This is a genomic window from Streptomyces cyaneus, assembly GCF_004028635.1.
Taxonomy (GTDB): domain Bacteria; phylum Actinomycetota; class Actinomycetes; order Streptomycetales; family Streptomycetaceae; genus Streptomyces; species Streptomyces cyaneus.
The window spans coordinates 398,532-411,457 of record NZ_RQJW01000005.1; the positions used below are offsets into that span (position 1 = coordinate 398,532).

The following is a 12,926-nucleotide window of genomic DNA, read 5'->3' on the forward strand; positions in this document are numbered from 1 at the left end:
GTCAGTTCCTTTAATCTGACACTGCGTCAGTTAATCGCTGTCACACAGGAGCGGGCGGACCGATGCTTGGATCAACCCACGGCACCCTCACCACCGACTCCCGCCGGGCCCGGGTCATCGCCTGCGGCGAACAGCCCGGGCCCGCCGTCCACGGCCGTCCGGCCGAGGTCGACGATCTCGACGTCAGCGGCCGTCCGCTGTACTGCGACGTGCCCGATCTGGACCGCTTCTTCCGGCCGGAGTCGGTCGCGGTGATCGGCGCCTCGGACGCCGAGGGCCGGCCGAACACCGGTGTCACCCGCCAGCTGATCGCCTGGTCCGAGCGGGTCGGCGCCCGGCTCCATCCCGTGCACCCGAACCGCCCGTCCGTCTTCGGCATCCCCTGCTCTCCCTCCGTCGCCGACCTGCCCGAACAGGTCGATCTCGCCGTATTGCTGGTCGCCGACCCCCTTCCGGTGATCGAGGAACTGGCCCAGGCCAAGGTGAAGTTCGCCGTCGCCTTCGCCTCCGGGTTCGCGGAGACCGGTGACGACGGCGCCGCCGCGCAGGACCGGCTCACCGCCGCCGTCGAGCGGTCGGGGATGCGGCTGCTGGGCCCCAACACCAACCTCAACGCCTTCGAGCGGTTCCGCGACGACCTGGACGGTCCCGCGATCGCCCTGATCACCCAGTCCGGCCACCAGGGCCGCCCCGTCTTCGCCCTCCAGGAACTCGGCATCCGCCTGACCCACTGGGCGCCCACCGGCAACGAGGCCGACCTGGAGACCGCCGACTTCATCTCCTACTTCGCCGAGCGGCCCGAGGTCGGAGCCATCGCCTGCTACGTCGAGGGCCTCAAGGACGGCCGGTCCTTCCTGCTCGCCGCCGACCGGGCCGCCCGCCGCAAGGTGCCGGTCGTCGCCGTCAAGGTGGGCCGCACCGAGACCGGCGCCCGCACGGCCGCCTCACACACCGGCAAGCTGACCGGCGCGGACACGGTGGTGGACGCGGCGATGCGGCAGTACGGGGTGATCCGGGTCGACGGCCTGGACGAACTCCAGGACACCGCAGCCCTGTTGGCCCGCGCGCGCCCGCCCCGCGCCGAGGGCGTCGTCGTCTATTCGATCTCGGGCGGCACGGGCGCGCACTTCGCCGACCTGGCGACCGAGGCGGGGCTGCGGCTGCCGGTTCTGTCTCAGGCCAAGCAGGCCGAGCTGCACCAGTGGATACCCGAGTACCTGAGCGTGGCCAACCCGGTCGACAACGGCGGCCATCCGGTAGGGGACTGGCGCGGGCGGAAGATCATCGACGCCATCCTCGACGACCCCGAGGTCGGGGTACTGATCTGCCCCGTCACCGGCCCCTTCCCGCCGCTCAGCGACCGGCTCGTCCAGGACCTGGTGGACGCGGCCGAGCGGACGGAGAAGCTGGTGTGCGTGGTGTGGGGGTCGCCGGTCGGCACCGAGCCGGCGTACCGCGAGGTGCTGCTCGGCTCCTCGCGCGTGGCCACCTTCCGCACGGTGGCGAACTGCATCACCGCCGTCCGCGCCTACCTCGACCACCATCGCTTCGTCACCGGCTACCGCTCCCCGTTCGACGAGGCCCCGCGCACCCCCTCGCCGTCCTTCCGCAAGGCACAGGCGCTGATGCGCCCGGGCCAGCAGTTGAGCGAGCACGCGGCGAAGCAGTTGCTGCGGGCGTACGGAATCCGTGTCCCGCGCGAGCAGTTGGTGACCAGCGCGGCGGCCGCCGTACGGGCCGCGAGCCTGGTGGGCTACCCCGTGGTGATGAAGGCCTCCGGCGCGCAGATCGCCCACAAGACCGAACTCGGCCTGGTCAAGATCGGGCTCACTTCCGCCAGCCAGGTCCGGGACGCCTACCGGGAGTTGACGGACATCGCCCGCTACGAGGACGTCTCCCTGGACGGCGTACTGGTCTGCCAGATGGTCGAGCGGGGTGTCGAGATGGTGGTGGGTGCCGCGCACGACGAGCTGTTCGGCCCGACCGTGACGGTCGGACTCGGCGGAGTGCTCGTGGAGGTACTGGGCGACACCGCCGTACGCGTGCCGCCCTTCGGTGAGGAGCAGGCGCGGGACATGCTCGCCGAACTGCGCGGGCGGGCCCTGCTCGACGGGGTCAGGGGGCGCCCCCCGGCGGACCTCGACGCGCTCGTGGAAGTCGTCCTGCGGGTGCAGCGCATGGCCCTGGAACTGGAGGACGACCTCGCGGAGCTCGACATCAACCCGCTGATGGTGCTGCCGCAGGGGCAGGGGGCCGTGGCGCTGGACGCCTTGGCCATCTGTCGGCCGACCCCTGAACAGCCGTCGTAAGACGCGGAGTACCCCCATGACTTCCTCCCCCGAAAAGTCCGTCGCAAAGTCCGTCGAGCCGCAGACCGAGCCGGAAATCGAGCCGCTGATTTCCGCTGATTCATTGGTACAGCACGCCACTGACAACGGGGTCTGCCGCATCACCCTCAACCGCCCCGAGGCCCTCAACGCCATCACCCCTGACCAGCGCGAACGCATCATCCAACTGCTCGCCGACGCCTCCGCGGACCCCGGCGTACGGGCCGTCGTACTGACCGGCACGGGCCGTGGTTTCTGCACGGGCGCGGACCTGCGAGGGACGGCATCCGGCGCGACGACCGGCGCGGAGCGCGTCGCCGGCGATGTCGCCCGCACGATCAGGCTCGGCGCCCAGCGCCTGATCGCCGCCGTCCTGGACTGCGAGAAGCCGGTGATCGCGGCGGTCAACGGCACCGCGGCCGGCCTCGGGGCGCATCTGGCGTTCGCCTGCGACCTCGTACTGGCCGCTGAATCGGCGAAGTTCATCGAGGTGTTCGTACGTCGCGGCCTCGTCCCCGACGGCGGCGGCGCCTATCTCCTCCCCCGCCTCATCGGCCCCCAGCGTGCCAAGGAGCTGATGTTCTTCGGCGACGCGCTCACCGCCGCGGACGCGGAGCGGCTGGGCCTCGTCAACCGCGTCCTGCCGGACGGTGAGCTGGACAAGACGGCCCGCGAATGGGCCGAACGCCTCGCCGCCGGCCCGACCCGCGCCCTCGCCCTCACCAAGCAGCTCGTCAACGCCTCCCTCGACGCCGACCGCACCACGGCCTTCACGGCGGAGGCGGCCGCGCAGGAGATCAACATGACGACGGAGGATGCGCGGGAGGGGGTGGCGAGCTTCGTGGAGCGCAGGAGCGCCGAGTACAAGGGGTGGTGACGCTCAGGAGGTCCGGTTCAGGAGGTCCGGTTCAGGAGGTCCGGTTCAGGAGGTCCGGTTCAGGAGGTCCGGTTCAGGAGGTCCGGTTCAGGAGGTCCGGTTCAGGATCCGCAGGTCACCCGCGTCCGGGTCGCCGAACAGGACGAACAGCTCCGGCTCCCGTTCCGTGCCGCCGATCGTCCAGTACGTGTCCCGCCCGCATCCGCCGTCGAGTCGTACGAGCACGACGTCGCGACCGCCCTGCTCACCGGGTGACCAGCTGCCGGTGCCGTCGCACACGTCGATCGGGTCCTGGTACCAGTCGCCGGACTCGGACTGGGTGGGCAGCTTGCTCACCTGGGCCTTGGCGCCCGGATCCAGCCGCAGAACGGCTCCGTCCGCACCACGCCAGACCCCGGCGAGCTGCCCGGCGGACAGGTGCGGGGGCTCGTACTCCTCGACCAGCCCCGTGGCCGTGGCCAGCACTCCGCCGACGAAGACCAGCAGGAACAGGGTGACGGAGGCGAACAGCGAGGGGAGCCACACGGCCCAGAAACCCTGCGGCCGCCCCCTTGTCCGCGCGCGCGTGCGGAGGTACGCGAGGCCGAGCACGGGCAGCACACCGAGGGCGGTGAGGAGGGCTGCCGCGACCGTGAACGACCAGCCCCACAGCAGGGCGGCGAGTGCCGCCCAGGCCGCGCCGAGCGCCACCGTGCACACCAGGTGCCAGGCCCATGCAGGGCCGCGTACGTGACGAACGGCGAGGCGGGCAAGGAAATCCGCCGGCACGATGTGGGCGACCGCGTGCGCGAGGCCGACGAACGGCAGCACCAGCGGCGCGACGACGAGGAGGCAGGCGAGGGCGAGTGCGAAGAAGAGGCCGTAGGGGCTGCCGCCGTAGTCGTCACCCCGCTGGGTTCCGATCCACCAGATCAGGCCGACCGCCGGAGGCTGGGCCGCGCACACCGCGGCCGTGGCGTTCAGGTCGACGAACGGCCGGAGCACATCGCCGGGTCTGCCGCCCTCCGGGCCGTCGGCACTGTCTTCCCACCCCATATGCGCAGCGTACGCGCGCGTGTGCCGCGCCCCGCACACCCCTTCCAATCTGACATACCGTCAGCTTCAATGGTCGGTGTGATGGGACACGCAGGGATGGCGGCCGCCGCCGTCCGCTACCTCAGGTCGGTCAAGGCAGCCCCCCAACGGGAGCCCGTCGAAGTGCTGCCGCGCCCTGAGCTGCGATGCGTCGGCGAGGACGAGCGGGCACCGGTCGGGCAGGCCGAGTTCCGGCGGGTGCTGGGGAACTTCGCGACGGGCGTCGCCGTTGTCACGGCACCGGCAACCACAATCGGCGGCCCACCGGCCGGGTTCGCCTGCCAGTCCTTCTCCTCCCTCTCCCTCGACCCGCCCCTGGTCGCCTTCATGGTCGGCCGTACGTCTACGACATGGCCGCGCATCGCCCGCGCGGGCGCCTTCTGCGTGAACGTCCTGAGCGCCGGTCAGGGCGAGCTGTGCCGCGCCTTCGCGGTGAGCGGCGCGGACAAGTTCGCGGGGGTCACGTACGACGCGGCGCCGGTATCCGGCTCACCCCGCCTCGCGGGCACGCTCGCGTGGATCGACTGCACGATCCACGCGGTGCACACGGGGGGCGACCATCTGATCGTGGTGGGCCGAGTGGAAGCCCTGGGGGCGAGCGACGGGGACGAGGCGCCGCTGCTGTTCCACAAGGGGCGGTTCCTCTAGGCGTCCTCGGAACCTCGTCCGAACCTCGTCCAGGCCTGCTCCAGGCCCGCCCCACGCGTGCCTCAACTAGGCCGCCATCGCAGTAGATGCCGTCCGTCGCCGGATCACCAGCGCCATCAGCGCCGCCGCCGCGCACAGCGCCCCCGACGCGTACCAGACCATGTCGTACGTCCCGAAGACGTCCCGCACGACTCCGCCGAGGAAGGCCACCAACGCGGCGCCGACCTGGTGGGAGGCGAGGACCCAGCCGAAGACGATCGCGCTGTCGTCGCCGTATTGCTCCCGGCACAGGGCGACGGTGGGCGGGACGGTGGCGACCCAGTCGAGGCCGTAGAAGACGATGAAGAAGATCATCGGCGGGTGGACCGTCGGGTAGAGCAGCATCGGCAGGAACAGCAGTGAGATGCCGCGCAGGGCGTAGTAGACCGCGAGCAGGCGGCGCGGCTCGAAACGGTCGGTGAGCCAGCCGGAGGCGATCGTGCCGACGACGTCGAACACGCCGATGACCGCGAGCAGCGAGGCGGCGGCCGGGACGGGCATGCCCTCGTCGTGGGCGGCGGGCACGAAGTGGGTCTGGATGAGGCCGTTGGTGGAAGCGCCGCAGATCGCGAAGGTGCCCGCCAGCAGCCAGAAGGGTCCGGTGCGGGCCGCCGAGAAGAGCACCTTCAGTGCCCGGCGCGCGGCGCCCGGCACGGGGGCCGGCTTGGGCACGAACTCCTTCGCGCCGTACGGCTTCAGGTTCAGGTCGGCCGGGTGGTCGCGCAGCAGCAGCCAGACGAAGGGGACGACTGCGAGGGCCGCGAGGGCGACCGTGACAGCCGCCGGGCGCCATTTGCCCGCCTCGACCATCAAGGACAGCACGGGCAGGAAGATCAGCTGGCCGGAGGCCGAGGCAGCGGTGAGGATGCCGGTGACCAGGCCACGCCGCTCGGTGAACCAGCGGTTGGTGACCGTCGAGGCGAAGGCCAGCGCCATCGAACCGGTGCCGAGGCCCACCAGCAGGCCCCAGCACAGCAGCAGCTGCCAGGCCGCCGTCATCCACACCGTCAGGCCCGAGCCGAGCGCGATCATGGTGAGCGCGACCGCGACCACGCGCCGGATGCCGAAGCGGTCCATCAGGGCGGCGGCGAAGGGGGCGGTGAGCCCGTACAGCGCGAGGTTGATCGAGACAGCGGCACTGATGGTGCCGCGCGACCAGCCGAACTCCTGGTGCAGCGGGTCGATGAGCAACCCAGGCACGGAACGGAAGGCTGCGGCACCGATGATCGTCACGAAGGCCACGGCGGCGACGAACCACGCCCGGTGCAGTGACATTTTGCGGCTCCGCGGCGGACGGGACCTCTTGTTCGGACGGATGCCCTCTGCGGTGGCTGCTGCCTCGGTTGTCTGGGTCACGACATAGAGCTTCGGGCCTGCGATCGGTCCGAAACGAGTGGCCCGAAGGACAGCATTCGCTAGGATCGGGCCGTGGATACGGAGACCAAGGGGACATAGACCATGGGCGCGGAGACCAAGGGGACGAAGACCATGGGCGCGGAGACCATGGGTGCGGAGACCATAGGCACGGGGACCATAGGCGCCGAGACCATGGGCGCGGGGACCAACGACCGCGACTTCCGCCCGCACCGCGTGGTGGTCCTCGCCCTCGACGGCCTGCTCCCCTTCGAGCTGGGCATCCCGCACCGTATCTTCGGCCGCCCCAAGGACGCCCAGGGACGGCATCTGTACGAGGTCGTCACCTGCTCGATCCGGCCACCCGGCCCGGTACAGACCGACGCCGACTTCGCCATCCAGGTGGAGCACGGCCCCGAGACCCTCGCCACCGCCGACACCGTGATCGTCCCGGCGTCGTACGAACTCGGCCCGGTCTTCGAGCAGGGCGTCCTCACCGAGGAACTGGCCGCCGCGCTCGCCCACATCCGCCCCGGCACCCGGCTCGCCTCCATCTGCACCGGCGTGTACGTCCTCGCCGCCGCCGGCTACCTGGACGGCCGCCCCGCCACCACGCACTGGGCCGACGCCGAGCACCTCCAGGAGCTCTTCCCGAAGATCGAGGTCGACCCGGACGTCCTGTTCATCGACGACGGCGACGTACTGACCTCGGCCGGGGTCGCGGCCGGGATCGACCTGTGCCTGCACATGGTCCGCCACGACCACGGCACGGCCATCGCCAACGAGGTGGCCCGCCGCACGGTCGTACCGCCCCACCGGGACGGCGGCCAGGCCCAGTACATCCACCGACCGGTCCCCGACCCCCAGCAGGCGTCCACGACCACGGCCCGTGCCTGGGCCCTGGGCCGGCTCCACGAGCCGATCCAGTTGCGCGACATGGCCGAGCAGGAAGCCATGTCCGTACGGACCTTCACGCGCCGCTTCCGCGAGGAGGTCGGCGTCAGCCCCGGCCAGTGGCTCACCCAGCAGCGCGTCGAACGCGCCCGGCACCTGCTGGAGTCCACCGACCTGTCCGTCGACCAGGTCGCCCGGGACGCCGGCTTCGGCACCGCCCAGTCGATGCGGCAGCACCTACAGGCGGCGCTCGGCGTCACACCCACCAGCTATCGGCGCACCTTCCGCGCAGGCGCAGGCGCCGGAGCCCTCAGAACGTGAGCACCGCCCGAGCCACCTTCCCCGCCTCCGCGTCCGCCGCCGCCCTGTCGAACTCCTCGACCGGATACGTCTGCGTCACCAGCTCGTCCAGCAGCAGCCGCCCGCCCCGATACAACTCGGCGTACAGCGCGATGTCCCGCTGCGGCCTCGACGACCCGTACCGGCATCCCAGGATCGACTTGTCCAGGTACATGGAGGACACGACGAAGGAGGCCTCGGCGCCGGCCGGCGGAACCCCCAGCAGAATCGCCTGCCCATGCCGGTCGAGCAGATCGACGGCCGCCCGGATCAACTCCACGCGCCCCACGCACTCGAAGGCATGGTCCGCCCCCGCGGGCAGCAGCTCGCGCACCGCCTCCACCGACGTCAGGAAGTCGGTCGCCCCGAACTGCCGTGCCACCGCCTCCTTCGCCGGATTCGCGTCCACGGCGACGATCCGCAGCGCACCCGCGATCCGGGCGCCCTGAATGACGTTGAGACCGATACCACCGGCACCGATCACGACCACACTGTCCCCGCGGTCCACCTTCGCCCGGTTGAGCACGGCGCCCACCCCGGTCAGCACCCCGCACCCGATGAGCGCGGCCAACGGCAGGGGAATGTCCTTCGGCACCCGAACCGCCTGCACGGCCTTCACCACGGTCAGCTCCGCGAACGCCGAATTGGACGCGAACTGGAAGACGGGCCGCCCACTTCGGGTGAACGGCTGCCCAGGCCGCCCTATGGCCTGCCGGCACATGGTCGGCCGCCCCCGGTCGCACTCGGCGCACGTACCGCAGTTGGCGAGCGTGGACAGGGCCACATGATCCCCTGGCACCACATGGGTGACCCCCACACCCACCGCTTCGACCACGCCCGCCCCCTCATGGCCCAGCACCACAGGAACCGGAAAAGGTATGGTCCCGTCCACCACGGACAGATCGCTGTGGCACAACCCGGCCGCCTGGATCGCGACCAGCACCTCACCCGGCCCCGGATCCCGCACCTGAAGGTCGTACGCGACCTCGACCCGCTTCCCGTCGAACACCACGCCGCGCATCACACAGCCCCCTTGGGTTCTCTTGGCAGCCCGAGCACCCGCTCGGCGATGATCGTGCGCTGAACCTGGTCCGACCCGCCGTAGATGGTGTCGGCCCGGGAGAACAGGAACAGGTGCTGCGCCTCGTCGAGTTCGTACGGCGCCGAGGGCGACCACTCCACAGGCCCGGCCCCCGCGGCCGCTCCCCGCACCTGCATCGCCAGCTCCCCGAGCCGCTGATGCCAGCCGCCCCAGAGCAACTTGGCCACACTGGGCGCCCCCGCGTCCCCGGCCCTCCCGAGCGTGCGCAACGCGTTCCACCGCATCACCCGTAGCTCGGCCCACTGCCGCACCAGCCGCTCCCGCACAACGGGATCCCCGACCGCACCCGACTCGACGGCCGCCCGCACCACCCGCCCCAACTCGGCTGCGAACCCGACCTGCTGGGCGAGCGTCGAAACCCCCCGCTCGAACCCGAGCAGACTCATCGCAACGCGCCAGCCACCGCCCTCTCCCCCCACCACGTGCTCCACACGCGCGCGTGCCCCGTCGAAGAACACTTCATTGAAGTCACTGGTCCCCGTCATCTGCCGAATGGGCCGCACCTCAATACGCCCCGGCTGATCCATCGGCACGAGAAGGAACGTCAGCCCGCGATGACGGCTCGACTCCGGATCCGTACGGGCAAGCACAAAACACCAGTCGGCCTCATGCGCCAGCGACGTCCAGATCTTCTGCCCGGTAATGCGATACGTGCCGTCCGAACCAAGCTCGGCTCTCGTCCGCACCCCCGCGAGATCCGACCCCGCCCCGGGTTCGCTGTACCCCTGACACCAGAGCTCGTCCCCAGCCGCGATCGCCGGCAGAAACCGCCCCTTCTGCTCCTGAGTGCCGTGCGCGATGAGGGTGGGCGCCAGAAGCTTCTCGCCGATGTGCCCCGAGCGAGCAGGCGCGCCCGACCGGGCGTATTCCTCGGCCCAAGCGACCTGCTGAGTGAGGGTGGCGGTCCGATTGCCGTAGCCCGCCTCGGCCCACCCGAGTCCTATCCACCCTGCTTTGCCCAGGCTGCGTTCCCAACTACGGCGATCTTGAACGTCCTTCGCATGCTCACTGAGCCACGCGCGCGCCTCCACACGAAACGCCTCGTCCTCCGCCGCAAACCCGAAGTCCATAGAGGTCTCCTCACCATCTCCGGCCATGGGCAACGCCCCTTCTTTCAGGGGCGCGGGGAACTGCGCGACCAGCCACAAACAACCCGCACCCGCCAACCCAGCCCCCGCCCCCGAGCTCTTAGGCGTTGGGCCGCGAACCCTCAGCGGCGGCCCGCCTCATCGCCTCCACCCGCTCCAGCATCGGCATCGGGTCCACCCCGACCGAACCCGGCAGCACTTCCGCAATCCGCTCCGGCGTCCAGGAACCGTCGGCATAGGCAGAGCGCAGCTCCCGCGGCTGAGCCCACACCGCGATCTTCGCCCCCGCGACCGTGTACACCTGCCCCGTAACCCCGTGCTCCCGAGCAGGATCCGACAACAGGTAGACCACCAACGCGGCAACGTCCTCCGGCTCCCCCATCTCCGCCAACTCCGTGGGAACCCCGGCCGACATCCGCGTACGAGCCACCGGCGCCACCGCATTGGCAGTCACCCCATACCGGTGCAAGCCCAGCGCAGCGCTCCGCACCAGCGAGATGACCCCACCCTTCGCCGCGCTGTAGTTCGCCTGCGAAACCGACCCCTGATGATTCCCACTGGTGAATCCGATCAGGGTCCCCGCCCCCTGCTTCCGCATCACCGCCGACGCGGCCCGGAACACCGTGAACGTCCCCTTCAGATGCGTGGCGACGACCGGGTCCCACTCCTCCTCGGTCATGTTGAACAGCATCCGCTCCCGCAGAATCCCGGCGACGCACACAACCCCGTCGATACGGCCGTACGCCGACACCGCCGCATCCACGACCCGCTGTCCACCCGCCATCGTGGACACGTCGTCGGCCACGGCGACCGCTTCCCCGCCCGCCGCCTCGATCTCCTTGACCACGCCTTCGGCGACCTCACTCGTGGGCGAGACCCCGTCCACGGACACCCCGTAGTCGTTGACGACCACCCGCGCCCCCTCGGCCGCGGCCGCCAAGGCCACCGCCCGCCCGATGCCTCGCCCGGCGCCCGTGACGGCGACGACCTTGCCTGCCAAGAAGTTCCCCATGCCCCGGCCCCTTCCCGCAGTTTCTGACGGTCCGTTAGATTCGACTTGATTCTACGACCCGTCAGATACGCGGAGACAAGCCCCGGGGAGGACTCATGTCACTGCCGGACGCGTTCCACGAGATCGCCAAGCGCGTGAACAACTGGGGCCGTTGGGGGGCGGACGACGAGATCGGCACCCTCAACCTGATCACCGACGAGGTGGTCCGCGAGGCGGCCGCCTGCGTCCGCACCGGCCGTCGCATCCCCCTCGCCCTCCCCCTGCAACAGGACGGCATACAGACCGGCATGATCCCCGGCCGCGTCAACCCGCTGCACGCCATGGTGCAGATCAACCAGGAGATCTTCGGCCCGGGGACCGTCGCCTGCAGCGACGACGCCGTGACCATGGGGCTGCAGGCCGCGACCCACTGGGACGCGCTCACTCATGTCTCGCACTCGGGCCGGCTCTACAACGGCCGTCCCGCCGGCACCATCACCCCGCACGGCGGCGCCGAGTTCAGCGGCATCGACAAGGCGCGGCACATCGTCTCGCGGGGCGTGCTGCTGGACGTGGCACGCGCGCGTGGCGTCACCCGGCTGGACGGCGGACACGCGGTCACACCGGAGGACCTGGAGGCGGCCGAGGAACTCGCGGGCACACGCGTGCGTGCCGGCGACATCGTGCTCGTACGGACGGGGCAGATCCAGGTCTGCCTCGCCGGCGACAAGCACGGGTACGGCTATCCCTCGCCCGGTCTGTCGATCCGTACGCCGGAGTGGTTCCACGCGCGCGATGTGGCGGCCGTGGCGAACGACACCCTCACATTTGAGATCTTTCCGCCCGAGGTCGAGGATCTATGGCTGCCCGTGCACGCGCTCGACCTGGTGGAAATGGGGATGCTCCAGGGCCAGAACTGGAATCTCGAAGAGTTGTCCACAGCCTGTGGAGAAGTGGGCCGCTATACGTTCCTGCTGTCGGCGATGCCCGAGCCCTTCGTCGGCGGTACGGGAACTCCCGTGGCGCCCGTGGCCGTGCTCTGACGAGGTCGGGTGGCGGCGCGGCAGTGATCGCCCCGAGCACGGCACCGCGCGCCGCCATCCGACTCCGGCGTACCCGCCCCGGCTCTCCGGGCCCTGAAGAACCGACGCCGAATCACGACCCACACTCGGCGAGGGCTTCCGTCACCGAAACCCTCGTCGTCCCCTCGCGGCGAATCGCTGAACACAAGCGTGATCAACCGGACACCCGGCGTCAACACCCACTCGGGGATTTGTTACTTACACCCTATTTGTAGAAGGCGCGCACGGAAGCATGCACGGGCGCACCGAGCCCCCACGACACTGGGGCGACAGCGCTTTCTGCAACCGTGCACCGAACCCGGCGAAGTTGGCGCACCGTGCGCCCGTCACACCGCTTCGTACGCGAGCCCCTCGTACGCCGACGCCCCGCTCCCAAAGGCGGATGCGGGCCCCCGCGCCTCCGCTTCGCGGTCCAGTTCGCACCAGATCCGCTTGCCGGCACCCTCGCAGCTCCAGCCCCACCGGTCCGCGAGGCCGTCGACGAGCGCGAGGCCCCGGCCACCGGTCGCGTCACCGTCGACGCACCGGGGCACGGGCGCGCGGTCGCTGCGGTCGGCGACCTCCAGCCGTACGGTGGTGGACTCCTCGGCCGCGCCCGGCAGGGACAGTCGCAGCACGGCCGGGCAACCGGTGTGCACCACGGCGTTGGTGACCAGTTCGGAGACGAGCAGGATCAGCGTCTCGGCGAGCGGTTCGTCGGCCTCTATCCCGGACCCGGCAAGCCGCGAGCGGGCCCACCGCCGGGCTCGCCCCACCTCAGCGGGGTCGGGCCGGATCTCCAGCTGCACTTGAAGCACCTGCACCGCTCACACCATCCGAACCGGCGGACACTTAGCCCCGCGCCTCACGAGGGCCACGATCCTAGCCATTCTTTTCATGGCCAGAACAATGGCCAAAGCCAGGGTCACGGAACGTGAATCCCTTAGCTGACAGCATGGTTGACGTACAGTCACCCCAACAAGCGCTTCGGGCATATTCCAGCGCGAAGGAGTACCCCTGCGGCATACTGTGCGACGCTTGTTGCGGGGAGTCGAACAGGCGGGGGCCGAGAGCCCTCCCGCCCTGCGAACACTGGCGCGCACCGCCGGATCCGGCGCCGCCTCAAGGGCAAC

11 protein-coding genes are annotated in these 12,926 nt (G+C 70.5%); 5 read left to right on the forward strand and 6 right to left on the reverse strand.

The window, feature by feature from the left end; all coding sequences use genetic code 11:
- The first annotated feature begins 62 nt into the window (after positions 1 to 62).
- Entirely contained in the window at positions 63 to 2,309 is a 2,247-nt protein-coding gene (locus EHO50_RS20390) for an acetate--CoA ligase family protein (protein ID WP_128431780.1), read from the forward strand.
- A 16-nt stretch (positions 2,310 to 2,325) separates the two neighbouring features.
- The gene (locus tag EHO50_RS20395; RefSeq protein ID WP_246101261.1) at positions 2,326 to 3,204 is read left to right on the forward strand and encodes an enoyl-CoA hydratase/isomerase family protein; all 879 of its coding nucleotides are present in this window, start codon (positions 2,326 to 2,328) and stop codon (positions 3,202 to 3,204) included.
- Positions 3,205 to 3,291: 87 nt separating this feature from the next.
- On the opposite strand, the gene EHO50_RS20400 is transcribed toward EHO50_RS20395, so the two are convergent.
- Entirely contained in the window at positions 3,292 to 4,239 is a 948-nt protein-coding gene (locus tag EHO50_RS20400) for a hypothetical protein (protein WP_246101263.1), read from the reverse strand.
- An 81-nt stretch (positions 4,240 to 4,320) separates the two neighbouring features.
- Between EHO50_RS20400 and EHO50_RS20405 the strand changes: the two genes are divergently transcribed.
- Entirely contained in the window at positions 4,321 to 4,926 is a 606-nt protein-coding gene (locus tag EHO50_RS20405; protein ID WP_246101265.1) for a flavin reductase family protein, read from the forward strand.
- A gap of 66 nt (positions 4,927 to 4,992) precedes the next feature.
- Here EHO50_RS20405 and EHO50_RS20410 read toward each other — a convergent pair whose 3' ends face one another.
- The gene (locus EHO50_RS20410) at positions 4,993 to 6,321 is read right to left on the reverse strand and encodes an MFS transporter (RefSeq protein ID WP_128431783.1); all 1,329 of its coding nucleotides are present in this window, start codon (positions 6,319 to 6,321) and stop codon (positions 4,993 to 4,995) included.
- Between the two features lie 192 nt (positions 6,322 to 6,513).
- On the opposite strand from EHO50_RS20410, the gene EHO50_RS20415 reads away from it, so the two are divergent.
- On the forward strand, positions 6,514 to 7,533 hold the full coding sequence (locus EHO50_RS20415) for a GlxA family transcriptional regulator (RefSeq protein WP_128432526.1): 1,020 nt from the start codon (positions 6,514 to 6,516) through the stop codon (positions 7,531 to 7,533).
- Here EHO50_RS20415 and EHO50_RS20420 read toward each other — a convergent pair.
- From EHO50_RS20420 to EHO50_RS20430, 3 genes are all read right to left on the reverse strand, one after another.
- Positions 7,523 to 8,572, reverse strand: coding sequence for an alcohol dehydrogenase catalytic domain-containing protein (locus tag EHO50_RS20420; protein ID WP_128431785.1), 1,050 nt, complete (start codon positions 8,570 to 8,572; stop codon positions 7,523 to 7,525). The two genes, EHO50_RS20415 and EHO50_RS20420, sit on opposite strands and share 11 nt — an antisense overlap.
- Positions 8,572 to 9,723, reverse strand: a complete 1,152-nt coding sequence (locus EHO50_RS20425; protein WP_128431787.1) for an acyl-CoA dehydrogenase family protein — start codon at positions 9,721 to 9,723, stop codon at positions 8,572 to 8,574. Before EHO50_RS20425 ends, EHO50_RS20420 begins: the two co-directional genes overlap by 1 nt.
- Positions 9,724 to 9,841: 118 nt before the next feature.
- Positions 9,842 to 10,753 carry an SDR family oxidoreductase gene (locus tag EHO50_RS20430; protein WP_128431789.1) on the reverse strand — a complete coding sequence of 304 codons (912 nt, stop codon included), beginning with the start codon at positions 10,751 to 10,753 and terminating at the stop codon, positions 9,842 to 9,844.
- A gap of 95 nt (positions 10,754 to 10,848) precedes the next feature.
- On the opposite strand from EHO50_RS20430, the gene EHO50_RS20435 reads away from it, so the two are divergent.
- Entirely contained in the window at positions 10,849 to 11,775 is a 927-nt protein-coding gene (locus EHO50_RS20435) for a cyclase family protein (RefSeq protein WP_128431791.1), read from the forward strand.
- Positions 11,776 to 12,140: 365 nt separating this feature from the next.
- Here EHO50_RS20435 and EHO50_RS20440 read toward each other — a convergent pair whose 3' ends face one another.
- The gene (locus tag EHO50_RS20440; RefSeq protein ID WP_128431793.1) at positions 12,141 to 12,617 is read right to left on the reverse strand and encodes an ATP-binding protein; all 477 of its coding nucleotides are present in this window, start codon (positions 12,615 to 12,617) and stop codon (positions 12,141 to 12,143) included.
- Between the last annotated feature and the right edge of the window lie 309 nt (positions 12,618 to 12,926).

What these genes read in the sequence shown, in the direction of transcription:
- EHO50_RS20425 (WP_128431787.1), bottom strand. Translation starts at nt 9,723, where the DNA reads ATGGACTTCGGGTTTGCGGCGGAGGACGAGGCGTTTCGTGTGGAGGCG.
- EHO50_RS20435 (WP_128431791.1), top strand. Translation starts at nt 10,849, where the DNA reads ATGTCACTGCCGGACGCGTTCCACGAGATCGCCAAGCGCGTGAACAAC.
- EHO50_RS20420 (WP_128431785.1), bottom strand. Translation starts at nt 8,572, where the DNA reads ATGCGCGGCGTGGTGTTCGACGGGAAGCGGGTCGAGGTCGCGTACGAC.
- EHO50_RS20430 (WP_128431789.1), bottom strand. Translation starts at nt 10,753, where the DNA reads ATGGGGAACTTCTTGGCAGGCAAGGTCGTCGCCGTCACGGGCGCCGGG.
- EHO50_RS20400 (WP_246101263.1), bottom strand. Translation starts at nt 4,239, where the DNA reads ATGGGGTGGGAAGACAGTGCCGACGGCCCGGAGGGCGGCAGACCCGGC.
- EHO50_RS20415 (WP_128432526.1), top strand. Translation starts at nt 6,514, where the DNA reads ATGGGCGCGGGGACCAACGACCGCGACTTCCGCCCGCACCGCGTGGTG.
- EHO50_RS20390 (WP_128431780.1), top strand. Translation starts at nt 63, where the DNA reads ATGCTTGGATCAACCCACGGCACCCTCACCACCGACTCCCGCCGGGCC.
- EHO50_RS20395 (WP_246101261.1), top strand. Translation starts at nt 2,326, where the DNA reads ATGACTTCCTCCCCCGAAAAGTCCGTCGCAAAGTCCGTCGAGCCGCAG.
- EHO50_RS20405 (WP_246101265.1), top strand. Translation starts at nt 4,321, where the DNA reads ATGGGACACGCAGGGATGGCGGCCGCCGCCGTCCGCTACCTCAGGTCG.